15 protein-coding genes and 1 pseudogene are annotated in these 26,794 nt (G+C 51.6%); 14 read left to right on the forward strand and 2 right to left on the reverse strand.

Annotated elements, in window-relative coordinates; translation table 11 throughout:
- Window positions 1-41: 41 nt before the first annotated feature.
- Both B9Y58_RS02495 and B9Y58_RS02500 read left to right on the forward strand, forming a co-directional pair.
- Window positions 42-2,846, forward strand: a complete 2,805-nt coding sequence (locus B9Y58_RS02495) for a TIGR02171 family lipoprotein (protein WP_073053949.1) — start codon at window positions 42-44, stop codon at window positions 2,844-2,846.
- A complete protein-coding gene (locus B9Y58_RS02500; RefSeq protein ID WP_233247810.1) occupies window positions 2,843-4,282 on the forward strand; it encodes a hypothetical protein in 1,440 nt (479 codons plus the stop codon). The genes B9Y58_RS02495 and B9Y58_RS02500 overlap by 4 nt, the downstream gene beginning before the upstream one ends.
- 54 nt (window positions 4,283-4,336) lie before the next feature.
- Here the strand turns inward: B9Y58_RS02500 and B9Y58_RS02505 are convergent, their stop codons facing one another.
- Window positions 4,337-5,770 carry a glycoside hydrolase family 5 protein gene (locus B9Y58_RS02505; protein ID WP_073053950.1) on the reverse strand — a complete coding sequence of 478 codons (1,434 nt, stop codon included), beginning with the start codon at window positions 5,768-5,770 and terminating at the stop codon, window positions 4,337-4,339.
- Between the two features lie 207 nt (window positions 5,771-5,977).
- Here B9Y58_RS02505 and B9Y58_RS02510 point away from each other — a divergent pair, with 207 nt between their 5' ends.
- Window positions 5,978-7,360: a glycosyl hydrolase family 8 gene (locus B9Y58_RS02510; protein ID WP_073053951.1), complete on the forward strand. Its 1,383-nt coding sequence runs from the start codon at window positions 5,978-5,980 to the stop codon at window positions 7,358-7,360.
- Between the two features lie 77 nt (window positions 7,361-7,437).
- A complete protein-coding gene (locus B9Y58_RS02515) occupies window positions 7,438-8,640 on the forward strand; it encodes a PD40 domain-containing protein (RefSeq protein WP_073053952.1) in 1,203 nt (400 codons plus the stop codon).
- 81 nt (window positions 8,641-8,721) lie between these two features.
- Here B9Y58_RS02515 and B9Y58_RS02520 read toward each other — a convergent pair whose 3' ends face one another.
- Window positions 8,722-9,483: a TrmH family RNA methyltransferase gene (locus B9Y58_RS02520; RefSeq protein ID WP_073054733.1), complete on the reverse strand. Its 762-nt coding sequence runs from the start codon at window positions 9,481-9,483 to the stop codon at window positions 8,722-8,724.
- A 17-nt stretch (window positions 9,484-9,500) separates the two neighbouring features.
- On the opposite strand from B9Y58_RS02520, the gene B9Y58_RS02525 reads away from it, so the two are divergent.
- The 10 genes and pseudogenes from B9Y58_RS02525 to B9Y58_RS02565 all read left to right on the forward strand — a co-directional run bounded on the left by B9Y58_RS02525 (window position 9,501) and on the right by B9Y58_RS02565 (window position 26,743).
- Window positions 9,501-12,197: a TIGR02171 family lipoprotein gene (locus tag B9Y58_RS02525; protein WP_073053954.1), complete on the forward strand. Its 2,697-nt coding sequence runs from the start codon at window positions 9,501-9,503 to the stop codon at window positions 12,195-12,197.
- Between the two features lie 36 nt (window positions 12,198-12,233).
- Complete coding sequence (gene surE / locus B9Y58_RS02530; protein ID WP_073053956.1) at window positions 12,234-13,031, forward strand: 5'/3'-nucleotidase SurE; 798 nt, start codon at window positions 12,234-12,236, stop codon at window positions 13,029-13,031.
- Window positions 13,031-15,733, forward strand: a complete 2,703-nt coding sequence (gyrA, locus tag B9Y58_RS02535; protein ID WP_073053958.1) for a DNA gyrase subunit A — start codon at window positions 13,031-13,033, stop codon at window positions 15,731-15,733. The genes surE and gyrA overlap by 1 nt, the downstream gene beginning before the upstream one ends.
- Before the next feature lie 151 nt (window positions 15,734-15,884).
- Complete coding sequence (locus B9Y58_RS02540) at window positions 15,885-17,744, forward strand: glycoside hydrolase family 11 protein (RefSeq protein WP_073053960.1); 1,860 nt, start codon at window positions 15,885-15,887, stop codon at window positions 17,742-17,744.
- 261 nt (window positions 17,745-18,005) lie between these two features.
- Window positions 18,006-19,280 (forward strand): annotated as a pseudogene (locus tag B9Y58_RS14530) (glycoside hydrolase family 11 protein); the annotation flags it as partial.
- Between the two features lie 423 nt (window positions 19,281-19,703).
- Entirely contained in the window at window positions 19,704-20,618 is a 915-nt protein-coding gene (gene rfbD, locus B9Y58_RS02550; protein ID WP_073053962.1) for a dTDP-4-dehydrorhamnose reductase, read from the forward strand.
- A 3-nt stretch (window positions 20,619-20,621) separates the two neighbouring features.
- Window positions 20,622-20,762 (forward strand): hypothetical protein, encoded by a 141-nt coding sequence (locus B9Y58_RS14535; protein ID WP_158212913.1) that lies wholly within the window; start codon window positions 20,622-20,624, stop codon window positions 20,760-20,762.
- An 89-nt stretch (window positions 20,763-20,851) separates the two neighbouring features.
- Window positions 20,852-24,835 (forward strand): DUF3418 domain-containing protein, encoded by a 3,984-nt coding sequence (locus B9Y58_RS02555; RefSeq protein ID WP_073053964.1) that lies wholly within the window; start codon window positions 20,852-20,854, stop codon window positions 24,833-24,835.
- Window positions 24,836-24,888: 53 nt separating this feature from the next.
- On the forward strand, window positions 24,889-25,653 hold the full coding sequence (locus tag B9Y58_RS02560; RefSeq protein ID WP_073053966.1) for a Nif3-like dinuclear metal center hexameric protein: 765 nt from the start codon (window positions 24,889-24,891) through the stop codon (window positions 25,651-25,653).
- Between the two features lie 169 nt (window positions 25,654-25,822).
- Complete coding sequence (locus B9Y58_RS02565; protein ID WP_073053968.1) at window positions 25,823-26,743, forward strand: M23 family metallopeptidase; 921 nt, start codon at window positions 25,823-25,825, stop codon at window positions 26,741-26,743.
- Window positions 26,744-26,794: the final 51 nt, after the last annotated feature.

Here is a 26,794-nt window from a genome sequence, read left to right on the forward strand (position 1 = left end):
TTCTGATATGCTCTTGCTCCAATTCAGAGCAGGAAGTCGATATGGTTGAGCTCTCTCCGGTTTTAGAAGAAATTACTCCCGATTCATTATTCGTTGACACCTTGGATGCCGATACCTTGAAAGCGGGTTCCTTCGAAGATACGACGGCTCTCGTGGATTCCTTACCGGAGGATTCTACTCTTGCAGATACACTTCAAGAAGAAATCGAAAAAGTGGATACTCTTGAAGGAATGTGGAATGCCAAAGCTTCGGGCGCTGTCATTTCTTTGGGTACAGATGAAAAATCCCGCGCCATTGACCGCCCCATGATGCAGGTGAAACTGGAATACGATTTCTTTATTGGCCGGCATGAAGTCTCTTGCGCCGAATTCAATGCTTTGATGAAAACGGTTACGGGCATTTCGCTGGAATGTGAAGACGAAAACCTGCCGGCGACGAACTTGACCTATTACGATGCAGTTCTTTATGCCAATGCACGCAGTAAGGCCGACAGTTTAGATACCGTCTATACCTATTCGTCTGCAAAATTTGACGATGAAAAGCATTGTGTAAGCCTAGAGGGCTTTGCGTTTCATCCCGAGGTCAAGTCCTTTCGCTTGCCGACGGAGGCCGAATGGGTTTATGCGGCCCGTGAAAACTGGAATCTGCGCGAAGCATGGACGGCGGAGAATTCGGAATACAAATTGCATAATGTCTGTAGCAGGGCTATTCCCGCCACGGAAGTGTGCGATATGGCCGGTAATGCGATGGAATGGGTGAACGATTGGCTAGGCTCGTTCCAGAAAACGACGGTAAGCAATTATGTGGGCGCTCCCGACGGGGGCTTTCTGGGGCAACGCGTTGTAAAGGGAGGTTGCTATCGGAATGCGGCTTCGTCGATAACGCTGTATGGCCGCGGCGATGTCTATACGGTAACTTCTTCTACTCGGGCAGATTATGTTGGCTTTCGCTTGGCCTACGGGGCAATCCCTGATGCTGTATGGATGGGCGACGATGGCAAGGCGGCATCTAGCAGGATTATTCTCCTTGCGAATTCTTCGACAGTGGAAAGCCTAACGGGTACCTACAAGGTGAAACTCGCTTTCCGTAACGACATCACGGGAAACTTGGCCTATGTAGATTATTCCAGCGGTGTACAGTCGGTGATTGAAATCGAAGACAGTATCGAAGTTTTTCATCCGGAGATTTCTCCCGACGGAGAACACGTTGCGTTTTGTACCGGTTTAGAGGGCCTTTCTGGAAAGTCTTCGCTCTATGTCCGCAACTTAGATGCAGAAGGTTCGAATCTGGTAAAGCTTGATGTAGAAAGTGCTGCCATTCCGCGTTGGAGAATTCTTGAAAACGGCGACACCGCCATTGTGTATGTGACGGATGCCGGCAACAATAAAGATGGCTCTGTATTCCGTTCCGCATCTACCTGGCAGGTGGTTTTTGCAAATGGCCAGTTTGGTGTTCCGCAGAAACTTTTTGACGGTGCATACCATGGGGGCGTCAGTACGGACGGCAATCTTGCAGTGACGGGAGCGCGACTTCTCCGGGTGAATGTCTCTGGCCAAGAGTCGGTGTGGTACAATGGGGAACAGGCCTGCAATGTTTCCTTGGCGAAAGATGGTAGCAAACGTACCTTGTTCCTGGATTTTGCAAGTAAGTCTGGCCGCGACTTTGTAGGTAAACGATACGGCACTCACGAACGATTGCTTGTGGCCGATAGCACGGGAAAGTTGGTGCAGTCTGTAGGAGCTCCGAACGGGTTTACCTTTGACCATAGCGAATGGGCTGGAGACCTTAATTTGGCCGTGGCAACTCTTGCCGATGCCAACGGGGCTCATCGCATGATTACTCTGATGAACCTGTCCGACAGCAGCTTTGTGGAACTTGCCGAGGGTGATGAACTCTGGCATCCGAGTCTGTGGGTGAAACCCAGAGAATCACCTGTGTATTCGGGTTTGGACTTGGATAGTGCTGGTGTTTATATGTATCCCGATGATGATATGGGTTCCATTTTGATGCGCTATAATATGGAACTTTTGTGGCGCTATCGTGATACGGCGAATGTTGCCATTTTAGGTTCTTCTCGTCCGTTACATTCGTTGTCGCCGAGTCATTTATCTCCGGAATTTTTTGCCATAAATCTTGCGCATATCCCAAATTCCATCTACTCATCTCGCGATTATCTAAAAAAATATCTCTTGGCTCATCTGAAAAAATTGAAGTATCTCGTTGTGTCGTTGGATATTGATTTTTGGTGGAAGATTGCTGGCGAATATAGCGATAATTTCTTTGAGGTGACTTATAAAAAATACCCAGGATATGTATATGACGAAAATCATGGATATTGGAGTGACGGTTACCCTGAAGGCTTGCTGCAATGCACGCATAATTCCATTTCTGTAGCGGATAGCAAGCCGTTCTTGCAAGATCGTGGACGTTATACGGAATCTTATTGCGTCGCGTGGGGGGATCCTCCAGAATTTTCAGTAGATTCAACTTATTTCGATGACAAGATTTATTTGATCAATGATTGTCTTTCTGCATTAAAAGAAATAATAGAATTGGCTCAAGAACGAGGCATTTACGTTGTGGGGATGATTTTCCCTCAAAATCCGAGGTATAAGGAATCCGGAGCCTTTGGCCGTTACGGGATGCGTCGAAGCATGGCGATGTCTTTGATTGATCAGTTCCAAAAGTACGAAACGGAGTATCCGAACTTCAGGTTGCTTGATGAAAATAAAATGGGGAATCACGATTATACGGATGACGAAGCGTTAGATAACGATCACTTGTGCTACAAAGCTGTACCTAAAATTACCTCTCGCCTGGATTCGTTGTTGAAAACTTTGGAATGATAATAGCTGTCTTTGTTATACTCTTTGCGATATTCCCGCTGACCGATACCGACATCTGGTGGCATTTGGCTTGTGCTCGCGAATGGGTGACTACGTGGACACCTGTCCGCACGCCCGTTGTGAACGTGCATGAATATTTTCAACTGGCGGTAGGCTTTGTCTACGGTTTGGGTGGCGCTCTTCTCTTGGTGGCTTTCAAGGCGGTATTGTGGGGCGTTGTTGTCGCTCTGTTTTCTAAACGTCATTCTGAACTTGGTTCAGAATCAGCATGTCATTCCGGCCTCCGAGCCGGAATCTGCATATTCCTCCTCTTTGTATTCCGCTATCATTTTGAAATGCGTCCGGTGCTGTTTTCGCTATTGTTCCTCGGGATTTATTGGAATGTCTTGCCGAGGTTGTTTGCGAACAGTCGCTTGACCCCGGTGAACACGCTTTTTGCGGTTCTTATTCTTGCCATACAGTGGACTTGGTGCAAAACGCAGGGCTTGTACATTTTGGGCCCGCTGTTTGCGGTGCTTGTGTTGACTGCCAGAATTTGGAATTCGCGTAAGTCGGGTGATAAGTTTTCTCGGAAGGCGCTTGCGTTGCGGGGAGCTTTTGTTGTTGCATTGTTTGCGATGCCGTTCTTGCATCGCGAGGGCCTCGCGTTATTCCTGTACCCGTTTGGACTCTTGGACCGTTTGCTTGGACTTTCGCCCTCGGCGGCAATCTTTGCAAGCGAAATCGCCGAGAACCGTTCTCCGTTCACGCTTTTGATGGCGGGGGAGAATACACTGGAATGCGTGCTGATGATTTTGCTCTGCCTAGCAGGAATGGGACTTGCCATTTGGCGCTTGTATAAGAATCGCAGGCCGGATGTTTTGAATGTGACGGTTGTGGTGATGGCGATTCTTGCCCTTGTTGCCGAACGTAATTTCGTATTGTTCCTGCCGGTACTTTTAGCGACATTGCCTAATTTCCCATTTCACACTCCACATTTCACATCCAGCCGCCTACTGTCTACTGTCTACTTCCTACTTCCTACTTTTTTTATCTTCGGTCTCTGGGCTCGTTCACTTTATGCTTACGACATCTCCATGGTCGCTTACCAGCGTGTGCCGGTTGATGCGACAGCCTGGATGCAAAATCATCCGCATAAGGGTAAGCTTTTTAACGATGATCGTGCCGGCGGTTACCTGGCTTTAATGAACCCGGCAGATTCCATTTACATCGATGGCAGGTTTATCCTTAAGACGGCGGATTTCTTTGAACGGTATCTGAATTACGCCAAAGACCCCGCCCTGTTTATGCATGACGCCGATTCCTTAGGCATAGACCGCGCCCTATTCCCGCTGCAGTACTATGCCCGCTGGGATACACTTCTGCGTGCTTTGCAGCAAGATTCCCGCTGGCACCTGGCATATCGCGACGAATACTTCGCCGTATTCGATAAATAAAAAGGCCCGACCCATAAAAGGTCGGACCCCTTTCTCTCTCTCGTTTGATTGGATTTACTTAATCTGGAAGGCGCGAACCATGTTGGTTGCCTTACCATGGATTCGGGCGAAATACTTGCCGGCAGGGAGCTTGGCGAGCGAAAGCGTGCCACTCACGTTATCGATAGCCATAATCTTATTGCCCATCATGCTGTAAATTTCGACTGTCATGGGGGAGCCTGCAATGTGCAAGGCGTTGTCCGAATAACTCACGTTGAAGTTTACGCTAGCCTTTGCGAAAATCGGGACTTCGTTGCCGTTTTGACCGTAATTGTTTTCGTTGTTATTTCCTTGGTTGTTGTTTTCGTTTTGATTCTGATTATTGTTGCCGTCGCCCTGGCTTTGATTGTTGTTGTTGACAGCGCACTTGGTGTAGCTGGCGGGGTTGGTAGAAAGGTAGCCCTTCACCAGGTTGCCAGAGGTCGTGTACTGGAGCGAAGTCTTGGTAGAGGAACCTTCAAATGCGGCGGTACCTTCGCTGATTTTGGATGCAGACCAGTTTGCCCAAGAAAGCTGATACTTGTTCACGTATTCCTGCCAGCTCTGGTTGCGGCCCTGGTCCGGATTTCCGGCACCGCTTGCATCAGCCGTGCCCCATTCCGAAATGAACACGGAGAGCCCTGCTTTGATCGCCTTTTCACCCTTGACGCCTTCGCTTTCGCCGCCCCAACTGTAATTGCCTGCCCAGTTGTGGCTGTTGGCGTAGTAGTGCAAGGTGTAAGCGGTATTTTTCTTGGGATCGTTCACTTCGTTGCCGATAGCGTCAGACGGATTCTGGTCCCAAGAGGGGTTGCCCACGAGCACCAGGTTGTCGGAATACTGGCGGATCACTTCGATGACTTGGTTCGCGTAGTTCTTGACTTCGTTCCAAGAAATCTGCTGCGGTTCGTTGTAGACTTCGAAAATCACGTTGTCGTACTTACCGTATGTCTCGGCCATTTCTTTAAAGAAATTCTTGGCCGCATCGGTCTGCTTGTGGGCTTCGTGGGAATGCCAGTCGATAATCACGTAAATATCGTTCTTGATTGCCGCTTCGACAACCGTCTTCATAAATTGTTTCTGGTTGTTGGGGTCGCTGGCGTAGCCCTTGAGCTGAATGCCGTTCCATTCGCCCTTCCAGTCTTCGTTGCCGGTAGCCATGGCGGCACGCACAATCTGAATTTTCATGTCGTTCACCATGGTGGCAATGCCCTCTTCGCTCCAGAATTCCAGAGCCTGGGGCATTAAGCTCCAGTAAAGACTCATGCCGCGCACCTGGACTTCGGCACCGTCTTTAACGCCTTCGCAACTGCCGTAAATGCGGCCCTGACCTTGTGAGTTCTTGCCGGTCATCAGCTGACCATACTGGCTGACAGGCCCGATGCGGGTGGGGGTAATGTCTTGGGCGGTGGCAAGCGTTGCGCACAGTGCCAAAGACGACAAAAATGCGGATATGGTTAAAGTTTTCATAGAACATCCCTTTTTTTACGGAAAATAGGTTTTGGAATGCGAAAACGACAAAAAACGGAACCTTTTTCTGTTTACACCTGTATAATGGGCGAAAATCGCTTTTTTTACAGCTTTTTAGCGTGATTTTAAACACGAAACGCAAAAATAAAAGTTGTTTTTTTGCAAAAATCCATTATCTTTGAGGGTAGAGTAAAAAGGAGTATATATATGGGATGTAAAGTTTGGGCCGCGTCTTTGGCGTTGGCTTTTGGTCTTTCTCAAGCGACGGTGAATTTCCCGTTTCCGCAGATGTCTGACTATGGTGGCAATGCGACTCTTCTGAGTGACAAGGCCGCCGCTTCGGAACAGCTGAAAAAGCAGTTCCTGTACTGGAAACAGGCCATGTACAACGAATCGGGCGATATCGCAGGCATACGTTCTGACCCCGGTTCCGATGCGTATTTTTCGGAAGGTGTCGGCTACGGCATGCTTCTGATGGTCTACTTTAGCGACAACACGACGAGCTATCAGGCCGAATTCGACAAAATCTGGAATTTTTACAAGAAGTTCCAGAACGAAAACGGACTTATGATCTGGAAAATCGGTAACCTTTCGGAATCTTGGGATGCGGGCAACGGAGCCGCTCTCGACGGCGATATCGATGCCGCTGCCGCCCTTGTGATGGCGTACTACCAGTTTGGCGACGAAAAGTATAAGGAAGATGCCAAGAAACTCATCCAGGCCATGAAAAAGTCCGAGTTCGAATCGAATGGCTTGCACTTGCCGGGCGACAAGTGGGGCGATGCCGGCTTTAACCGTAAGAATCCGGGTTATTTCGATCCGGCTTACATGCCCTTGTTTGCCGCAATCGATGAAGAAAATGCCGAATTCTGGAGTAAGACAGCCTACGATGCGAATATGAAGTTGTACGAATCGAGCTCTGACGAAGTCTCGACGGGCCTGGTGGATGACTGGACCGACAAAAACGGCAAGAGCGAAGACGATTATTATAGCTACGATGCCTCGCGCGCTCCGTGGCGTAACGCGAAGGCCGTGTGCTGGCATGGCGACCAGCGTGCGCTCGCCATCGACAAGAAGATGGCGGAGTTCGTTTCTACGGTTTCAGCATCGAATATGAAAGGCCCCGTGATTCGTTCTTCGGGCAGTCTCGGCAATGACCACAACAGTACATTCGTGACCTCTCTGATGACAGCACTCATCTCTGATGCGAAGTACCAGTCCAAGCTTGACGAATACTGGAAAGAAGCTGTGGCGCTCGGCGATGAAAACTACTTTAACCAGTCGCTCAAACTCTTGAACGGCCTCCTGGTTTCGGGCAACATGCCGAACCTCATGAACGCAAATTCCGGCATGACCGGCATCGCGAAGTCCAAAGTTGCAAACGCTCCGGCGGTTTCGCTGCAGGGCCGCACGCTCCAAGTCCGCACCGACGGTGCCGCCCGCGTTGACGTGTTCAATGTGGCGGGCCATGCGGTCAAGACGCAGGCGGGGAGTCAGGCAATGGACCTCCAGGGATTACCTGCTGGTGTCTATATGGTTCGCATTCAGGCTAAAAATGCGACTGTGATGCAAAAGATTCGCTTGCAATAAAGCGTCTATTGTATGTTTTAGCGAAAAACGCAGGTGCCCGCTGGGTGCTTGCGTTTATTTTTTCGTATCTTTAAGGCATGAATAAGTTTGTGAAGTTTTGTGCCTGTGCCGCTTTTGGCGTGACCTCGGTATTTGCCCAACAGGGCGCTCCGACGGGTGCCGCCGTTGATCCTACTGCCGACGAACAAAAGGCTCTTTCTGCCCTCAAGGGTAAACTTGAAGGTGCAATCGTGTGGGCCACGAGTCGTGCGAATAGCCATCATGACATTTGGATTATGAATGCCGACGGTACAAACGCCCGTGCCCTTACGCAGGGTGACAATGTAGACTGGTTCCCGCGCATTTCTCCGGATGGCTCGACGGTGCTCTTTAACCGCAGCAAGGGCGGCTGGGTGCCTGAAAACGATGCCAACTACCCGGAAAAGTGGGACCTGTGGATGGTCGACATTTCGGGCGAAAACGCACGCAAGGTGGTGGACAATGCGACGTGGGGCACTTGGAGACCCGACGGCAAGTCGATTGTATTTAGCCGCGCAGGCAAAGTGTTTACGATGGACCTTGCCAGCAAAAAAGAGACTCTCGTGCTCGATGGCGAAAAGGCTTTCAACAAGTCCGGAGTGATTCTGCAGGAGCCGAACATGAGTCCCGACGGCAAGCACTTGGCCATTACGCTTCGCGGCTCCATGCGTGAAACGGGCGTGTGGGATCTGTCGAAGAACGCCTGGACCAAGTCCGGCGATGGTTGTCAGATTGACTGGAACTTTGATGGCTCCAAGCTTTACCGCGTGAACCCGACGGGTAACGGCGGTACCGCTGCCCCGAGCGAAATCCTCTGGTTCTCAGCCAAAGACGGCAAGCAGATTGAGAAGGTGGGCTTCTTCGGTATTCCGAAGAACGTGAAGTTGATGGACCTGCCTGGCCGCCGCAGTCACGAATATTTCCCGCGTCTTTCTCCCGATGGCAAGTGGCTTGTCTGGGGTGCAACCGACAAGGGCCATGACCACGACTTGTTCGACTACGAACTCTATATCTGGAAGATTGGCGAACCAGTGGAATCGGCAACCCGCATTACTTATCACAGCGGTAACGACCGCTGGCCGGACATTTGGCTCGGCAAGGTTCCCGTGAAGGAATCTGCTGCGCCTGTTGCAAAGGCTGCCGCTGCGACCGCCGCAAGCATGCCCGCCGCTGTTGCCGGTGGTGTGAGCGAAGCCAAGATGGATGAACTTATTCAGGCCATTGACCGCTTGACGGACGCCGTAAAGAATTTGGCAAAATAATCTAGTCCTCGCAAAGTTCTTGCCTGCTCGCTATCCGGGAGTTACCGGAACCGCTCGCTTGTCAAGAACACTTTGCTCGGATTATTGCTTGCTGTTGTTATCCGAACGAATCTTAAAGCACATGATGGCAAAGGCCCCGGCGACGTTCATGCTCGCCTTGCGGCCAGCCATCGGAATAGTCACCTTCATAGTCGCCTCCGCCATGAGCTCGGGGGCGATTCCTAATTCTTCGTTGCCGAGAATGATGAGGCCTTTTTCGGGCCATTTGACATCGTTGATGCTTGGAATGTCTTCGCCGGTTTCAAGGGCGATGATTTCATAACCGTTTTCCTTGTGCCACTTCACACAGTCGAAGGGCGATTCCCAGCGCTTGATGGGGATCCATTCCTGACAGCCGCGGGCGGCGCTCTTGACCGTCACGTGGTCGGGCCCGCAGCTGTAGCCGCTCAGGTGGACTCCTTCGAGCCCGAAGCAGTCCGTGCTGCGAATGATGGAGCCGACATTGAAGGCGCTGCGCAGGTTATGTACCAGTACGGCGAACGGGAGCGGGGCTTCGTTTGCGACTTCGCGGTCCCCCGGCTCTTGTTCCAGGTAAACGTCGCGTTCGAACCCGAGGCCCGCTCGTGTGCGGAAAGTCTTGTACAGGTCGATCATCTGGGCTTGATTTTTTCCGGTAAGGCGCTCGCTTTCGGGGAGCTTCATCCATTCGGCGTAAGTCTCGAATTCACGTTTGGCGCGGGGCACGTCGTCGCCCAGCTGCAAAATGATGACACGCAAAAGTTCGGCCATGCGCTTGGCCTTGGAGGTCTCTTTGGTAGCGAGGAATTTCTTTTCGGAAAACATGGCCATAATGTAGAAAAATGTATATTGTAAATGTGAAGAATATTGTTTGCTTATTGTTGGTTCTTTTCTTTTGCCTTTGGGGCATGGGTTGCTCGAATTCTGAATCGTTTTCTTCTGCACAAGAAAATACAATGCAAGATGTCCTTGCGCAGAATGGCTTTGTGCTTGTCCGTGCAAGCGGCAATCCGGTGACGCTTGGAACAGATGATGAATCGGCTTCGGTGAAAGATCGCCCTTCAATGGTCGCTAACTTCGATTATGATTTCTGGATGGGCAAACATGAGGTGACTTGTGGCGAGATGGGACTAGATTGCGACGATTCCTTGCCGGCAACGGATGTGACTTATTTTGATGCGGTATTGTACGCGAATAAATTGAGCAAAGCCGAAGGTTTCGATACGGCATATACTTATTCGAAGGCGACCTTCGATGAAAACGGAGCCTGTACGGGATTGGAAAGTTTGCTTTTCTGGTCGTCCAAGGAAGCGTTCCGTTTACCTACGGAAGCGGAATGGGCGTATGCGGCAAATCAAGGCTGGAATCCTGACGGTTCCTGGAATTCAAATAACTCGGGATTCAAACTTCACCATGTTTGCTCTTCGTATGTAAATAAACTCGGCTTGTGCGATATGGCTGGAAACGCAAAGGAATGGGTCGAAGACGCTCTTGTGCCGTTTGTTTCCATGGAAATTCTTGACTATATCGGCGTGCAAGGGAATAGCCTGTTAGATGAACGAGTTGTAAAGGGCGGAAGCTATCGGGATGGCCCTTCCGATATGAAAATTTTCAAGCGCGGCGATATCTATACGGTTACCTCGTCATCGAAGGCGGACTATATCGGCTTTAGGCTTGCGTTTGGCGCTATCCTGAATCCCGGCAAGCTTGATAATGAAGGCCACATGAACAGTGCGGCGGTCTCGATTCTGGCGCAGTCTAAAGATGTGAATCACTTTAATGCGGGCCTCCGTTCGAAACTCGTGTTCCGTAACGATGTGACCCATTCGCTGACGTATCTGTATTACCCGGCCGTCGGTGCGCCGATAACGGCGAACTTGAATTTTGGCATTTCCGCTTACCATCCGGATATTTCGCCTGATGGAAATTGGCTTGCGTTCTGCACGGGGCTAGAAGGTGTCTCTGGACAATCGAAGGTGTATGTGTACCCGCTCGATGGTGGCGATCTTGTGGAATTGAATGTGGAGCAAGCGGCGATCCCGCGGTGGCGCGTGCTTCCGGGCGGTGATACCGTATTGGTGTATGTGACGAATGCCGGCAACAACAAGATTGATTCGACCTTCTTTGCCTCTAGCACTTGGCAGGTGAAGTTCGCAAATGGCAAGTTCGGTACTTCGGAAAAACTTTTTGATGGCGCTTATCATGGTGGCGTTTCTGAAAACGATGAATTGGCCGTGACGGGTGCAAGGCTGTTGCGCTCTCGCGTTAAAGGCGAAGATGGAATTTGGTACAATGGCGAACAGGCTTGCAATGTGTCTTTGAGTAGGGGAGGCGCGGATCGCACTTTGTTCCTTGATTTTGCAAGCAAGAGTGGGAAGGCTTTTGTCGGAAGTGCTTATGGTGTGCATGAACGCGCTTTTGTGGCAGATAGTGACGGCAAAATGGTGCTGTCTGTCGCTGCTCCGGAAGGCTATGCATTCGACCATACAGAATGGGTGCTTGGCTCGGATTCCGTGTTCGTGGCAACGCTGACAAATGCAAATGGCGCTCACAAGAAAGTGGTCTTGGTAAATGCGTACACGGGAGAAATCCTCGACCTTGCCGAAGGTGATGAACTTTGGCATCCGGTAATGTGGCGCGATATTGCAGGTCGCGATTCCCTTGATCCGCTGCTGGATTTGGACAGTGCCGGTGTTTACTATACTGCAGGAGCCCCCTTCTTTGTGCTGGAACTGCGTGTGCAGATGGAAAATTTCTGGAAAATGCGCGATTCTGTCACGGCAGTTGCACTCGGGAGTTCACGTACGATGTATGGTGTTCATGCTCCGTGGGTGAAATCGCAGAAACTGTTGAATATGGCTTTTTCTTCGGGTGACATTTATGGAATCGATTACCTTGCCCGAAATTACGCCCTGCAACATTTGCCCAAGCTCAAGTATCTCGTGCTTGAAACATCGATTGACTTTTTGTGGGTGACTGAGGCCGCCTCTTGGCAAATCGTATTCGCAAGTGTTCCGGGTTACCGCTACGATGAATCGCATGATTTCTGGAAAGATGGCGTGCCGAAGGGTCTTGAAAAACTTGTAAGCGGTGTTCCTAAGCCGCAGTCAGAAATGACAAGTCCCGCCAAGTTAGGGGAGTTCCTGTTGCCCGCAAATGGATGGGGCTCACCGAACGTGATGCACGATACGACATTCATGCGTGCAACGGATCCGATTGTGGTGAACAATCTGGAAAAGTATAGGAACTTGGTGAAATTGGCGAAGAGCCAGGGTGTGACAGTCGTGTTTTTGATTCCTCCGCAGAACCCGGAATACGCCAAGACGGGATCGTTCGGAATCTATGGTGCTCTTCGCTCCGATGTGCAGAAAATTATAGACGAACTTTCGTCGATGGGGGCGGTCGTTTTTGATGAAAATAACATGGGAAAACACGCCTATACAGACGACATGGCATTCAATGAGGACCACCTGAGTAAGAAGGGTGCGGAAAGGCTTTCTGCACGTCTCGATTCGCTGTTTGTTGACCTCCAAAAATAGCCCGTTTTTCGTTATTTTTTCTATCTTTTATCTTACATGCAAGACTACCCGAAGACACGTGTCCTCATCGCAAACGATGATGGAATCCAAAGTGGCTATATGCTCGCTTTGGCGTGTGCGCTCGTCCCTTATGCGGACGTGTGCGTTTTTGCGCCCGAAGTGGAGCAGAGCGGGGTAGGGCACGCCTTTACAGTTCGGCGTGGGCTTTCGGTCAAAAAAGTGGAAAGCGCAGAAAATTCGGCCATCGAGGCGTATTCCATGTCGGGAACTCCGGCCGATTGCGTCAAGTTTGCGTTAGGCCATTTTGCTACCCACGGGCTTACTACCGAGGGGGCCGGTCCGGGTGCTTTTGACGTGTGTTTTTCGGGTGTGAATCTCGGCGAAAATTCGGGCGTATCGTCGCTTTATTCGGGCACGGTCGCAGGAGCTCGTGAAGCGGCTCTTTGGGGTGTGCCGGGCATTGCGCTTTCGCTCCGAGGCACAACCGCCAACATGCTCGAAACGGCGAAGGAATTTGCCGTGAAGGTGGTTAAAAACCGCCTGTTTGAACGGATTCCCGTGGGCGTATTCTGGAACGTGAATTTTCCAAAGGCTACCGCCGAAACCTTTAAAGGGTTCAAGGCGACCAGGATGGCCCTTGGAATGTTTACGGACCACTACACCCATGAAAATGGACTGTGGCAACTGGATGGCGATAAACTGTGGGACGAACAGCCCAAGGATAGCGATGACTATCTGTTGAATCAGGGCTATGCGACGATTACGCCCCACCGCATCGACCAGACCGACGAAGAAAGTTTAGAAGTAATAAATGAAATGATAGAGGAAAACTAATGTCAGAAGAATTGGTACCAGGTTCGCAAATCAGGTCCTTGATTGAAAAGGACATGCAGGATTGCTACTTGCGCTATTCCATGAGCGTGATTGTGGCTCGTGCACTCCCTGATGCGCGTGACGGCTTTAAGCCGGTGCACCGCCGCGTGATGTACAGTATGCATAAGCTCGGCGTGGTGCCGAACAAGCCGACGGTGAAGTCCGCCCGTATCGTGGGTGACGTGATCGGTAAGTACCACCCGCATGGCGACTCCGCCGTGTACGAAACTTTGGTGCGTATGGCGCAGGACTTCTCGCTGCGCTACCCGCTGGTGTTCGGTCAGGGTAACTTCGGTTCTATCGACGGCGACGGCGCAGCCGCTATGCGTTACACCGAAGCCAAGATGAACAACATGGGCGCCCTCATGCTGGAAGACTTGGAAAAAGATACCGTGGACATGGGCCCGAACTTCGATGAATCTTTGGAAGAACCGAAGGTGCTGCCCTCCGCGCTCCCGAACATGCTCGTGAACGGTACCACGGGTATTGCCGTGGGTATGGCGACTTCCATGGCTCCGCATAACCTCCGCGAAATTGCAAACGCCATTCATGCGGTGGCTGAAAATCCGGATATCTCCGGCGAAGACCTTTTGCAGTATGTGTCCGGTCCGGACTTCCCGACGGGTGGCGTGATTTGCGGCCGTGCGGGCATCCGTGATGCTTATTTGACGGGTCATGGCCGCGTGCGCGTGCGTGCCCGTACCGAAATCGATGTCGATAGCCGAGGCAAACCGCGCATTGTCGTCTCTGAAATTCCTTACATGGTCAACAAGGCCGAACTCTGCAAGAAGATTGCGGAACTCGTGAAGGATAAGCGCGTTGACGGCATTACCGACATTCGCGATGAATCTAGCCGCGAAGGTATGCGCATCGTGATCGAAATGCGCAAGGATGTGGTCGCCGAAGTCGTTTTGAATAATTTGTTCAAAAACACGCAGCTGCAGACCACCTTCAGCATTTATAACCTCGCTCTCGTCAACAACCTGCCGAAGCTCCTGACGCTCAAGGAACTTATCCAGGTTTACGTGGATCACCGCCTTGATGTGATTACGCGTTCCACGCAGTTTGACTTGAACAAGGCCGAAGCCCGCTTGCACATCATCGAAGGCCTGCGTATTGCAACGCAGAACATCGACGAAGTGGTGCAGATTATCAAGTCGAGCCCGACGACCGAAGCGGCAAAGACGGGCTTGCAGGACCGCTTCAACCTGGACGAAATTCAGTCCCAGGCTATCGTGGACATGCGTCTTGCTCAGCTCACGGGCCTGAACTTGGAAAAGTTGGAAAACGAATACAACGAACTCGTTGCAACTGTTGCCGACTTGAAGGACATTCTCGCAAAGCGCGAACGCCGCGTGAAGATTATGCTTGACCGCCTCGACGCCATCGTGGACAAGTGTGGCGATGACCGCCGTACTTCTATCGAAGATGCTGTCGATGACTACGATTACGAAGACCTGATTGCCGAAGAAGAACAGGTGATTACGCTCAGCCGCGAAGGCTACATCAAGCGTTTGCCGATCGATACCTTCAAGGCCCAGAACCGTGGCGGCAAGGGAATTATCGGTGCGACCCTCAAGGACGAAGACAACGTGGATCAGATTTTCACGGCATCGACCCACAGCTACCTGCTGGTGTTTACGAACAAGGGTCGCGCTTACTGGACCAAGGTTTACCGACTCCCCGAAGGAACCCGCAACGGCAAGGGCCGCCCGATTATCAACTTTATCGGTCTTACCGAAGGCGAAAAGGTTCAGGCGATTGTGCCGGTGCGCAAGTTCGGCGGTTACTTCTGTCTCGTGTTTGCAACCAAGAAGGGTGTCATCAACAAGATGGACCTCACCTTGTTCAGCCGTCCGCGCAAGGCGGGCGTGAACGCCATCAGTTTGGACGAAGACGATGAACTGGTGAAGGTGCAGCTCGTGGGCATGTCTGCCGAAGACTTCAAGGCTAGCCAGGCTGCCGAAGGCGAAGACGCTGATGCCGAAGCCGAAACACAGGCTGCCGAGGCCGCCATCGCCGAGGAATCCGAAGACGCCGAAGATATCGAAGGTCGTCCGATTCCGAAGGACTTGCTGATGCTTGCGACCAAGAACGGTCAGGCCGTGACCTTCCCGATCAGCTGCTTCCGCGCCATGGGTCGCGGCACGCACGGCGTGAAGGGCATTACCTTGGCCGAAGGCGACGAAGTGATTTCTCTGTTGTGGCTCAAGGCCGGCAACAAGATCGTGACCATTACCGAAAACGGCTACGGCAAGCGCAGCGAACCTTCGACTTACCGCATTACCCGTCGCGGAAGCAAGGGCGTGCGCAACCTGAATGTGACCGACAAGGTGGGCGCCGCCGTGTTCGTGGAAAGCGTCGCTGACGACTACGACTTGATCATTACCAGCCGCGAAGGCCAGGTGATTCGTATCAAGGCCGCCGATATCCGCCTCACGGGCCGTAACGCCCAGGGTGTCAAGGCGATTAGCCTGCGCGAAGGTGATGTGGTGCAAGATGCTACCGCACTTCCGAGCGTCGAAGATATCGAACAGGATAGCGCCGAGGCGAAGGAAACCTTCGACAAGGTGGAAGGCGTCGAAGTCGACGACGATTCTGTCGAAAAGGTTGAAGACAAGCCGGAACAGCAGATTGGAGTTCCTTCTTCTGACGAAGAATAGCTTCAAATTCCGCTAAATTACGCCGGATTCGGCATTTTGTAAATCTTTTGCCGTTGTTTCTCGGAACAACGGCATTTCTTATATATAAAGTCTGAATTGCTTTGTATGGATATAATTTTAATCCTAGGGATTATTTTGATAGGAGTCTAAAATGAAAATTCCATTCAAATCGGGTGTCAAAGTCGGGTTGGCTTTGACTTTGTGTGCAACTTCAGGGGCTTTTGCTCAGGATTTCTGTAGCAATGCTCAACATTCCGGTCAGAAAGTGACGATTACCTCGAACCAGACTGGTAAAATCGGCGATATCGGTTACGAACTCTGGGACGAAAACGGTCATGGCGGTAGTGCAACATTCTATAGCGACGGTTCCATGGACTGCACAATCACGGGAGCCAAGGACTATCTTTGCCGTGCGGGCCTTTCTCTTGGCAGTAACAAGACTTACAAGGAACTTGGTGGCGATATGATTGCCGAGTTCAAGCTTGTGAAGAGCGGTGCGAGTAATGTGGGTTACTCCTATATCGGCATTTATGGCTGGATGGAACAAGTTTCCGGTGCTCCGAGCAACCTGGTTGAATACTATGTGATTGACAATACTCTCGCCAATGACATGCCGGGTAGCTGGATTGGTAATGAAAGAAAAGGGACCATTACGGTTGATGGTGGTACCTATACCGTTTATCGTAATACTCGTACCGGTCCTGCAATTAAGACCTCCGGCAACGTGCAGTTCTATCAGTATTTCAGCGTCCGTGACAAACCGCGCGATTGTGGTACCATCAATATTTCCGAGCACATGAGACAGTGGGAAAAGATGGGCATGACCATGGGTAAGCTCTACGAAGCCAAGGTGCTTGGTGAGGCTGGCAACGTCAATGGTCAGGTTAATGGTGGCCATATGGATTTCCCGCATGCCAAGGTGTATATTTCTAACGGTGATACTCCGAAGTCCAGTGCTTCTGTTGCCAAGTCAAGTTCTTCGACTGCGGTTGCAAAGTCCAGTTCTTCTAAGGGTGGCTCGAATGTTTCGGGCACAATTGATGCCTGTAAGGATAAGATGGGCCATGAAGGCAAGGAAACGAGGACCCAGGGCCAGAACAACTCGAGCGTGACGGGTAATGTCGGTAGCTCTCCGTACCACTATGAAATCTGGTACCAGGGCGGCAACAACTCCATGACGTTCTATGACAACGGTACGTACAAGGCCAGTTGGAACGGTACCAACGACTTCCTTGCCCGTGTCGGCTTCAAATATGACGAAAAATCGACATACAGTGATGTTGGCCCCATTGATGCGTACTTTAATTGGAGTAAGCAGGGTAATGCCGGTGGCTACAATTATATCGGTATTTATGGCTGGACGGTTGATCCGCTTGTAGAATACTACATCGTGGATGACTGGTTCAGCGAACCGGGGCCGAACCTCCTGGGTTCCAAGAAGGGTGAGTTCACGGTTGATGGAGCAACTTATGAAGTTTACCAGAACATGCGCTACAATGCACCCTCTATCAAGGGGAACCAAACCTTCCCGCAGTTCTTCAGCAAGCGTAAGGGAGCTCGCTCCTGTGGTCATATCGACATTACGGCTCACTTCAAGAAGTGGGAAGAACTCGGTATGAAGATGGGTAAGATGTACGAAGCCAAGGTGCTTGTCGAAGCTGGCGGTGGTTCGGGTTCCTTCGACGTTTCTTACTTCAGGATGACCGACAAGAAGCATCCTCTTGCCGAACCGGAACCGGAATCCAGCAGCGAAGAAGCTAAGTCTAGCTCTAGCGAAAAGGTGAAGAGCTCTTCTAGCCAGGGTACTATCGGTATCGCTCCGGTGGAATTTGCAGTGCACGAAATCAGCGGCAAGTTCCAGGTACTCGACATGCAGGGCCGCTACCTGGGTTCTGTGGAAATGCAGGCCGGCAGCAACATGAAGGATGTGCTGTTTGCCAAGTTCCACAAGCCGGGCGTGTACATGGTCAAGCAGGGTAGCTACCTGAACACTGTCAGAGTCAACCGCTAAGAGTTTCCACAATCTTCAGGAAATCCCGAAAAAAACTCCAAATTTTGTGGAAGAAGGCGCCTCACACACTGTTGTGGGGCGTTTTTATATACACGAAAAGAATGCCGTATTTTGACGTAAAATAGGCTTTTTTGTGTAAAAATTGTGGATTTGGTGTTGTTTTTTGCAACAACGCCATTTATATGGGGACTATTCCAAATTAGACCAAATGGATATAACTTTGGAATAGAGGTTGAACGGGATTTTCTTAAGGAGTATATTATGAAAACCAATCTTTTTGTTAAAACAGGCTTGGTGCTTGCCTTTGGGCTTGCAACCAGTGCGTTCGCTCAGACTGAAAGTTTCTGCAGCACCGCTGCACACTCGGGTCAGTCTGTGAAGGTCTCTTCGAACAAGACCGGTCAAATCGGTGATATCGGTTACGAACTTTGGGACGAAAACGGCTATGGTGGTGATGCAACCTTCTATAGCGATGGTTCCATGGAATGTAACATTTCCGGTGCTAAGGACTATCTCTGCCGCGCGGGTCTTTCCCTCGGCAGTAACAAAACCTACGATCAGCTTGATGGTGACATGATTGCCGAATTCAAGCTCATCAAGAATAATGCACAGAATGTGGGTTATTCCTACATCGGTATTTACGGCTGGATGGAAGGCGTTCCCGGAACGGCTAGCCAGTTGGTGGAATACTACGTGATCGACAATACCCTCGCCAATGATATGCCGGGTAGCTGGATTGGTAATGAAAGAAAGGGTACTATTAATGTTGACGGCGGTACCTATACGGTTTATCGTAACACTCGTACGGGTCCGGCTATTAAGAACTCCGGTAACGTGACGTTCTATCAGTATTTCAGCGTGCGTACTTCTCCGCGTGATTGCGGTACCATCAATATTTCCGAACACATGAGACAGTGGGAAAAGATGGGCCTGACCATGGGTAAGCTTTACGAAGCCAAGGTGCTCGGTGAAGCTGGTAACGTGAATGGTGAAGTTCGCAGCGGTCACATGGACTTCCCGCATGCTAGGGTTTATGTGGGTTCCTATGTCCCGCCTGAACCGCCGAAGCCGATTGAACGCAAGGCGTTTGGTGGTACCCCGGCTTCTATTCCGGGTATTGTCGAAGCTGAAAACTTTGACGAAGGTAACCAGGATTCTACCTATGGCAACTCCAGTGTAAGTTCGAGTGCTGAAGTCGATAAGGATTACCGTGGTTCCGATTACAGCAATATCGGTATTGTGAACAGCGGTACTGGCAAGGCTATCGGTTATACGAGTGCCGACCAGTGGATGGAATATACCGTGAATGTTGCTGAAGATGGTGAATACGATATCGTGGCTTCTGTTTCGAATGGTTCCGGTGCTGGCAAGTTGAACCTCGCTATCGATGGCAAGCAGATTGCTTCGCTCTCCTTCACGGGTACAAGCAACGACTGGGATGCCTATGAAGACGCTACCGGTAAGGCTACGCTCACCAAGGGTCAGCATGTTCTTCGCATCACGATTGCCAACGACAACACCAACGTTGACTACGTGAAGTTCAGCAAGGAAGGTGGTGAACCGCAGGCTATCGCTGCTGACCTCCGCCTGAACGCTACTGGCAAGACCTACCAGGTGTTCGACATGCAGGGTCGTAACCTCGGTCGCGTGGATGTGGCAAACGGTGCTTCAGTATCTGACGCTCTCTTCGCCAAGTTCCAGAAGGCTGGTGTCTACATGGTCAAGCAGGGTAACAAGCTCAATCTGGTACGCGTGATTCAGTAAAACTTAACATCCAAATGCTCCTATATTGTGGATGAGAAGGCGCCCCGCGAACGCGGGGTGTTTTTTTTGTAGATACAGCCTTTGCCTACTGTCATGCTGAGGACGCTCAGCATCGGCATTTCATGCTTGAGTCATGCTGAGGACACTCAGCATCAGCTTTTCATTAATGCTATATTTCTCTCTGAGGTTTACACTATGAAATTCTTTGTGACAGGTGTGGGTGGCCAGCTGGGCCATGATGTAATGAATGAACTTGCAAAGCGCGGCCATACGGGCGTGGGCTCCGATATGGCTCCTGCCTACAGCGGTGTGGCTGACGGCTCTGCTGTCACGACCATGCCTTATGTGCAGCTCGACATTACGGACTCTGTCGCCGTCGACAAGGCTCTTTCTGAAATCAAGCCCGATGCCGTAATCCACTGTGCCGCATGGACTGCAGTCGACATGGCCGAAGACGATGCCAACGTGGCGAAGGTCCGCGCGGTAAATGCCGGCGGTACGCAGAACATTGCCGATGCCTGCAAGCGCCTGGGCTGCAAGATGACCTATATTAGCACCGACTACGTGTTCAACGGTCAGGGCACGGAACCTTGGCAGCCCGACTGCAAGGATTACAAACCTCTGAATGTTTATGGCCAGACCAAGCTCGAAGGTGAACTTGCAGTCGCGAATACCCTCAGCAAGTATTTTATTGTGCGTATCGCTTGGGTGTTCGGCCTCAATGGCAAGAATTTTATCAAGACCATGCTGAACGTGGGCAAAACTCACGATACCGTGCGCGTGGTGAACGACCAAATCGGCACCCCAACCTACACGCTCGACCTTTCGCGCCTGCTCATCGACATGAACGAAACCGAAAAGTACGGCTACTACCACGCTACCAACGAAGGCGGATTCATCAGCTGGTACGACTTTACCTGCGAAATCTACAAGCAGGCAGGGCTTTCGACCAAGGTGGTTCCGGTAACGACGGCTGAATATGGCCTGAGTAAGGCTGCACGTCCGTTCAACAGCCGCCTCGACAAGAGCAAACTTGTTGCAAACGGATTCAAGCCGCTCCCGACGTGGCAAGATGCGTTGGCCCGCTACCTCAAGGAAATCGGAGAATAATCGATGGCAGAAAAAGAAACTTACCGTGAAGTGATGCCGGGCGAACTCCCGTGCGAAGTGCCGGAATGCGACGGCGTGATGGTCGTCGACCCCGATAATAGCTACAAGCTGACTTGCGACAAGTGCGGACACATAAAAGAGTAGACAGTATACAGTAGGAAGTAGACAGTGGTTAGTAAACAGTGATTAGAAAATCCTAACCACTAACCACCAACCACTAGCCACTTTTTTTAATGCTTTTGTCGTCCCTGAAAATTACCTACCCAGAGCTTCCTGTTGTTGAACATCGGGAAGAATTTTTTGAGTTGCTTGAAACGCACCAGGTGGTGATTGTCAAAGCGGATACTGGGTCCGGTAAGTCGACGCAGCTACCGAAGTTTTTGCTAGAGTGGTATGCTAAAAAAGTAGACGGTAGGAAGTCGGAAGTAGGAAGAGAGGTTTCGGAATCTCAGACATCAGAGCGCGAAGCGCGTCCTCAGAACCCCTTTAAAATCGGTGTGACGGAGCCGAGGCGCCTGGCGGCGATTTCTATTGCGGACCGCCTGCGCGAAGAACTCAAGGACGAAACGCTCGTCAGCACCAAGATTCGCTTTTGGGAGCAGGGCCAAAGTGATGCGCCCATCAAGGTGATGACCGACGGTATCCTGTTGCAGGAATTCCGCCGCGATAGACTCTTCCGCCAGTATTCGGCGATTGTGATTGATGAAGCGCATGAACGTTCGCTGAATATTGATATCCTGCTTGGCATTTTCAAGACGGTGCTGAAAGAACGCGCCGACTTCAAGTTGATTGTAGCGTCTGCGACGCTGGATGCCAAACTTTTTGAAGAATTTTACGATAACAGCTGCGTGATGGAAGCCGAGGGGCGCACGTTCCCGGTGGATGTCGAGTATTATTTTTCAGACGAGAGAACGGGCAGAGCCCTGCAGACGAGAGACGAGAGGGTTTTGGGGCGCGATATCAGTGGCAAGGGGGATTCGGGTTTGCTGGATGAAGCCCGCGATGCGATTCTCGACCTGGAAACGCGCCATCGCGACCATCTGCTTTGTTTTTTGCCGACGGAACGCGACATTCAGGATTTAGCGGGGGAGCTTGCCCACGAACTGGATTCGGCGAGTTTCGATATCTTGCCGCTTTATGGCCGCATGAGCCCCGATGAGCAGCGCCGCATTTTCAAGCATACGAGCAAAACCCGCGTGGTGCTCGCGACAAACATTGCCGAAACTTCCTTGACGATTCCGGGGATTGCCTACGTGGTCGATACGGGCATGGCCCGCATCTCGCGCTACAACGCGCAGTCAAGAATTCAGGGGCTTCCGGTAGAAGAAATTTCAAAAGCGTCTGCACGGCAGCGCACAGGGCGCGCGGGGCGCGTAAAGCCCGGCGTGTGTATTCGACTTTATTCGCCCGAAGAATTCGAGAAGCGAGACGAGTTTACGGAGCCGGAAATCCGGCGTAGTAATCTCGCGAACGTCGTTTTGCAACTCAGAAGCCTCGGGCTTGAACTTGAAAATTTCCCGTTCCTGCAGTCGCCGCCGCATTCGGCATTCCGCGGCGCGTACAAGACGCTTTTCGAACTCGGCGCGTTGACTGCGGATAATTCCAGTGGCCATGTGACGAAGCTTGGCCGCGAAATGACGCGGCTCCCGATGGACGTGGCGCTTTCGGCGGTGCTTTTACGGGCGCGCGAATCGGGAGTGCTACAACCCGCGTTAATTGTCTGCTCGGCACTCTCGATTCAGGACCCGCGAGTGGTGCCGAGCGAAGAGCCGGAGCGCACCCGTATCCGCCAGCTGCATCGCAAGTTTGCGGGGCACAAGAGCGACTTTCTCACCTACATTTGCATGTGGAATGGTTTCTGCAGTGAATGGGACGGAAAATCGTGGAACAAGTTGCGCAAGTATTGCGACAAGTTCAGCTTCCATTTTTTGCGTTGCCGTGAATGGATTGATTTGTACGAACAATTCGGTCGCATCCTCGACGTGAAATATGAAAATCGCGTCTGCCCACTCGATAGTTTCCACGCTGACAACCTGCATATCGCTCTCCTTTCAGGATTCTTGGGTGGCATTGCCCGCCGCGATATCGAAAACGGTTGCTACCGACTGGTGAGTGGCCGCGAAACGCATGTATTCCCCGGTAGCGATTTGTACGGCAAGAGTGTGGAATGGCTCTTTAGCGCCGAAGTCCGCGAAACAAGCCGCATTTTTTTGAACAAGGGTGCCGAAATCAAGCCTGAATGGATTATGCAGGTGGCAGAACCCTTCTGTACCCGCCGCTGGTTTATGCCGACCTGGAATCAGGAACGCGGCTTTGTAGAAGCGGTCGAAGAAGTGAGCTTCAGGGGGCTTGTCATCAGTCGCGGTCACCGGGTGGATTACGCCCGCGTAAATCCCGACGAATGTGCCGAAATTTTCTGGCGCGAGGCCGTGGTGCTTGGGCAAATGGCCCGCCCCTTCGCCTTCATGACCCACAACGAGCGCGTCGTCGAAGACCTGCATGGGCTTGAGGCCCGCAAGCGCCAATTCGGGCTTGCTCCCAGCGAAGACGCCCTGGTGGATTACTACGTGCGCATTGCCCCGCGGGTCAATTCCATCAAGACGCTCAAGGATTACATTCGGGAGCACACCGACCAGTTCCTGAAATTTGATGCGAAATTTTGGCTGGACCAGTTAGACGAGAGAACGGGCGCTGCCCTACAGACGAGAGACGAGAGAGGTCGAAATACATTGGGCGATTTTTTGACCCGAAACTCGGACCTTAAACCCTATACATCAAAGGCGCAACGCGCCGACCTCGAGCCCACTCTCGGCGGTTCTATCGAGCAGTTCCGCATTGAAGGACTCGACGGTTCTAGCCGCATGGTTACGGGCGAGATGGTTTTTGACGCGACCAAGGAATACGATGGCATTACTCTCGACTTGCCTTACGACTTGATTCCGCAACTGACTCCTGCGAAACTTGCGCTTTCGATTCACCAGTGGCGCGAATGGATGATTGAATCCATCGTGCGCGAAATGCCCAAGGCCGCAAAAAAACAGCTTGAAAACCGCCGCACCTTTATCGACGATGCTTTCTGTGATCGTCTGAAGGCCGCTCCGCACAAGTCACCCTTGGTCTCGCTGTACGAGGTATTTGCCGGAATCAAGCAAATCGATTGCGATATTCCGACGGTGACGCCCGAAAAAGAGAACCACCTGCGCCTGCATGCCAAAATCTTTAAGCAAGGCTTTCCGGAAAAATTCGCCGTCGAGCTTAATCCGGAATGGGGATGCTTCAATTTGTTCGCCGCAGTCCGCCCGATTGTGGTGACCTTCGGCATCGATTTTGCGCTCGGCGGTATGCGCTTCGGTTGGCGCCTCGGCGAATCGGCCCTGATGACTTCTGAAGAATCTGCTTTCTGGCAGGACTTTAGAAAGCGAGTGGAAGGGAGCACAAATGCTGCCCCCGAAGGCTCTGATGCGCATACAGCGTTGATAACCGATCGTCTGAACTTGCTCGAAACCGGGGGGCTCTATTCCGACGGATTCAAGACAGCGCTCAAAGCTTGGGCTCTCAAATCACTCGTCGCCGACCATCTGGATGCGAACCGCTGCGTACGCTTTACCGGCCTGGAATTTTCCCGCGGAAAAAAAATCAACGATTTCAAGAATCTCGCGGCGACCTCTCGCAGCGAAGATGACGAGGTGCGCCTCGCCTTGGTGCGTGCCACGTACGAGTCGGCGCTTCTCGGTGCCGAGGCGTTCGTAAAGTATTGGGACGTTCTCCGCGAATTCTCGGTTGCCATGCGCCAGGGCGGCGACCATGCTCGCGATGCCCTCGGCGTCATCACGGCGAACCACAAGTCTATCGGTAAAATTGTTGCGCTCTATACCTCCGATAAAGAGTCAATTCTGTTTGAAAGGGTTTGTCTTTTGAGTGATTCTGTGGTGCCTGCCCGCCCCGAATTATCGGTGCGCACGCTCCGCGAAAAGTTCCGGCCCTACCTCAAGGCCCGCTTCATGAAGGACCACGAGCTCAAAAACGCCCGTGACTTGCTTTCGAAAATGGAGCGCCTCTCGCAAGACGATCCTGAATATCCGGAACTATACTTGCAGGCAAACGCCCTGCTCGAGGGCTTCGAAGTCCTCAAGTTCAAGCGCAAGGGCGACGATTCCGAAGATGTAATCGAAGATGACGCCCTGAAAAAACTCAAGGGCCGGTTCGGGCGGCTCTAGTGCCCGCGACTTTCTGATTCGATATTTATATTTTAGGCAAAAAGAGGTGCCCGATGCAAATTTCCGAATTCTCGACATGGCTAGACAACTTGCTTGAACCGAAGATGTTCAGGGATTACTGCGTCGACGGTCTTTGCGTCGAAGCTTCCGACAAGGTCACGCGAATCGTCACCGGAGTCTCTTTTCGCGATCGCCTCATCGATGCCGCTATTGAAAACAAGGCCGATTGCATCATCGTGCATCACCCGAATGGTTTCTGGAAGGGCGAAAACTGCAGGCTAGTGGGTAAATTCGGTGAACGCATGCGCCGACTCATGCAGCATGGAATTTCTCTTTACGGCTTCCACCTGCCGCTCGACGGTCATATGGAAGTGGGGAATAACATCTTGATTGCCAACGCCTTCGGCCTCCAAAATGTGGAAGGGTTCCTCCGCGAAGGGGAGCGTACCATCGGGGTCGTGGGCGAGTTTGCCGAACCCGTTTCCTGCGAAGCGTTTGAGGAACTGGCCTGTGGCGTGTTCGAACATGGCGTGCAGCATTCCCTGATGTACGGCAAACCATCCATTAAAAAGCTCGCCGTCTGCAGTGGCTCGGCCGGAGCTCCAGCCATTGAAGAAGCAATCGCTCTCGGTTGCGATGCCTTTGTGACGGGTGAAATCAAGGAAGCGGTTCCTATCGCCTGCGAAGAACTGGGTTTCAACTTGCTCAGCTGCGGGCATCACCGTACCGAAATCTTCGGTGTCCGGGCCCTGGCTGCTAAAATCCAGGCCGAACTGGGTATCCCGGCCTCTTTTATCGATATCGATAACGAAGTGTAAATTTCCTTGATTTTACACCTCGTGTAATGTTACTTTTTCCTTTCCCTAAGAAGAATGATTTGGCGATTTTGAACGAAAATCGCCGTTTTTGAATGGTATACCCCCCTGTATGACCCATGTCACACTATTTTACATTGCCACCTGAGACCTTTTTGCTATCTTTCCGCTCGTGAATTTTTACAAGACAACCATACACTTCCAGAACTCCTCGAAGTCGATGACCGTCCATATGCCGGTGTTCCTTTTCAAGGCATGGCCCGTGCTTCGGATCTTTGTTGCGATTGGTGTATTGTTGTTTGTCGTCCAGATGGTTTCGACCACGATTTACGATGGCATCCTGAATCACCAGTTGAACGAGCGCCATAAGCTCGACAAGGAAATGTCCCAGATTCAGGGAACCCTCGACTACCTGTCGAACACCACGGCTTCTTTCTTCTCGGACGAAAACCGCCTTTATGCAAGCTTTGGACTGCCTGTGCAGGATAAAGAATCTCGTGAACTCGGTATGGGTGGTTCTGTAAGTCCTAATTCTCTTTTGCTGCGCAAGACGTCCCCGGTCTACGAACGCATGTCCATTTTGAATGAAACCGCTCAGCGCATTCAGGGCAAGCTTGCGAACAACGATTCCTCTTTCCGCACACTGAACAAGTTCATGGATCAGAAGCACTACATGTGGCGCTTCATTCCGTCTATTTCTCCGACAAACGGCCGCTATGCCTCGGCTTTCGGCCCCCGTATCCATCCGGTGACGGGTGAAGTCGGCAAAATGCACCAGGGTGTGGATATCGCAAACGAACGCTGGACTCCGATTTATGCTCCTGCCGATGGCGTGGTGGAAGTCGCCCAGTTGAGTTCTACCTTCGGTAACTTTGTAACGATCGACCACGGAAACGGCATCAAGACACGCTACGGTCACATGCAGTTGTCCATTGTGCATCCGGGTCAGTATTTGCATCGCTACCAAGTGATTGGTTATATGGGAAACACCGGCCGTTCCGTCGGTCCTCACCTCCATTACGAGGTCTGGGTCCGCAACAGCCCTGTTAACCCGCTTGCCTATATGTTGCCCAACGGATATACCGTCGACTAACGGTTCCGGGTAACGCTCTGCCCCTAAAATATGGCGCCGGCTTTGACTGGC

It is taken from the genome of Fibrobacter sp. UWB15, assembly GCF_900177705.1.
In the GTDB taxonomy this organism is placed as follows: domain Bacteria; phylum Fibrobacterota; class Fibrobacteria; order Fibrobacterales; family Fibrobacteraceae; genus Fibrobacter.

What these genes read in the sequence shown, in the direction of transcription:
- B9Y58_RS02495 (WP_073053949.1), top strand. Translation starts at nt 42, where the DNA reads ATGGTTGAGCTCTCTCCGGTTTTAGAAGAAATTACTCCCGATTCATTA.
- B9Y58_RS02500 (WP_233247810.1), top strand. Translation starts at nt 2,843, where the DNA reads ATGATAATAGCTGTCTTTGTTATACTCTTTGCGATATTCCCGCTGACC.
- B9Y58_RS02505 (WP_073053950.1), bottom strand. Translation starts at nt 5,770, where the DNA reads ATGAAAACTTTAACCATATCCGCATTTTTGTCGTCTTTGGCACTGTGC.
- B9Y58_RS02510 (WP_073053951.1), top strand. Translation starts at nt 5,978, where the DNA reads ATGGGATGTAAAGTTTGGGCCGCGTCTTTGGCGTTGGCTTTTGGTCTT.
- B9Y58_RS02515 (WP_073053952.1), top strand. Translation starts at nt 7,438, where the DNA reads ATGAATAAGTTTGTGAAGTTTTGTGCCTGTGCCGCTTTTGGCGTGACC.
- B9Y58_RS02520 (WP_073054733.1), bottom strand. Translation starts at nt 9,483, where the DNA reads ATGTTTTCCGAAAAGAAATTCCTCGCTACCAAAGAGACCTCCAAGGCC.
- B9Y58_RS02525 (WP_073053954.1), top strand. Translation starts at nt 9,501, where the DNA reads ATGTATATTGTAAATGTGAAGAATATTGTTTGCTTATTGTTGGTTCTT.
- surE (WP_073053956.1), top strand. Translation starts at nt 12,234, where the DNA reads ATGCAAGACTACCCGAAGACACGTGTCCTCATCGCAAACGATGATGGA.
- gyrA (WP_073053958.1), top strand. Translation starts at nt 13,031, where the DNA reads ATGTCAGAAGAATTGGTACCAGGTTCGCAAATCAGGTCCTTGATTGAA.
- B9Y58_RS02540 (WP_073053960.1), top strand. Translation starts at nt 15,885, where the DNA reads ATGAAAATTCCATTCAAATCGGGTGTCAAAGTCGGGTTGGCTTTGACT.
- rfbD (WP_073053962.1), top strand. Translation starts at nt 19,704, where the DNA reads ATGAAATTCTTTGTGACAGGTGTGGGTGGCCAGCTGGGCCATGATGTA.
- B9Y58_RS14535 (WP_158212913.1), top strand. Translation starts at nt 20,622, where the DNA reads ATGGCAGAAAAAGAAACTTACCGTGAAGTGATGCCGGGCGAACTCCCG.
- B9Y58_RS02555 (WP_073053964.1), top strand. Translation starts at nt 20,852, where the DNA reads ATGCTTTTGTCGTCCCTGAAAATTACCTACCCAGAGCTTCCTGTTGTT.
- B9Y58_RS02560 (WP_073053966.1), top strand. Translation starts at nt 24,889, where the DNA reads ATGCAAATTTCCGAATTCTCGACATGGCTAGACAACTTGCTTGAACCG.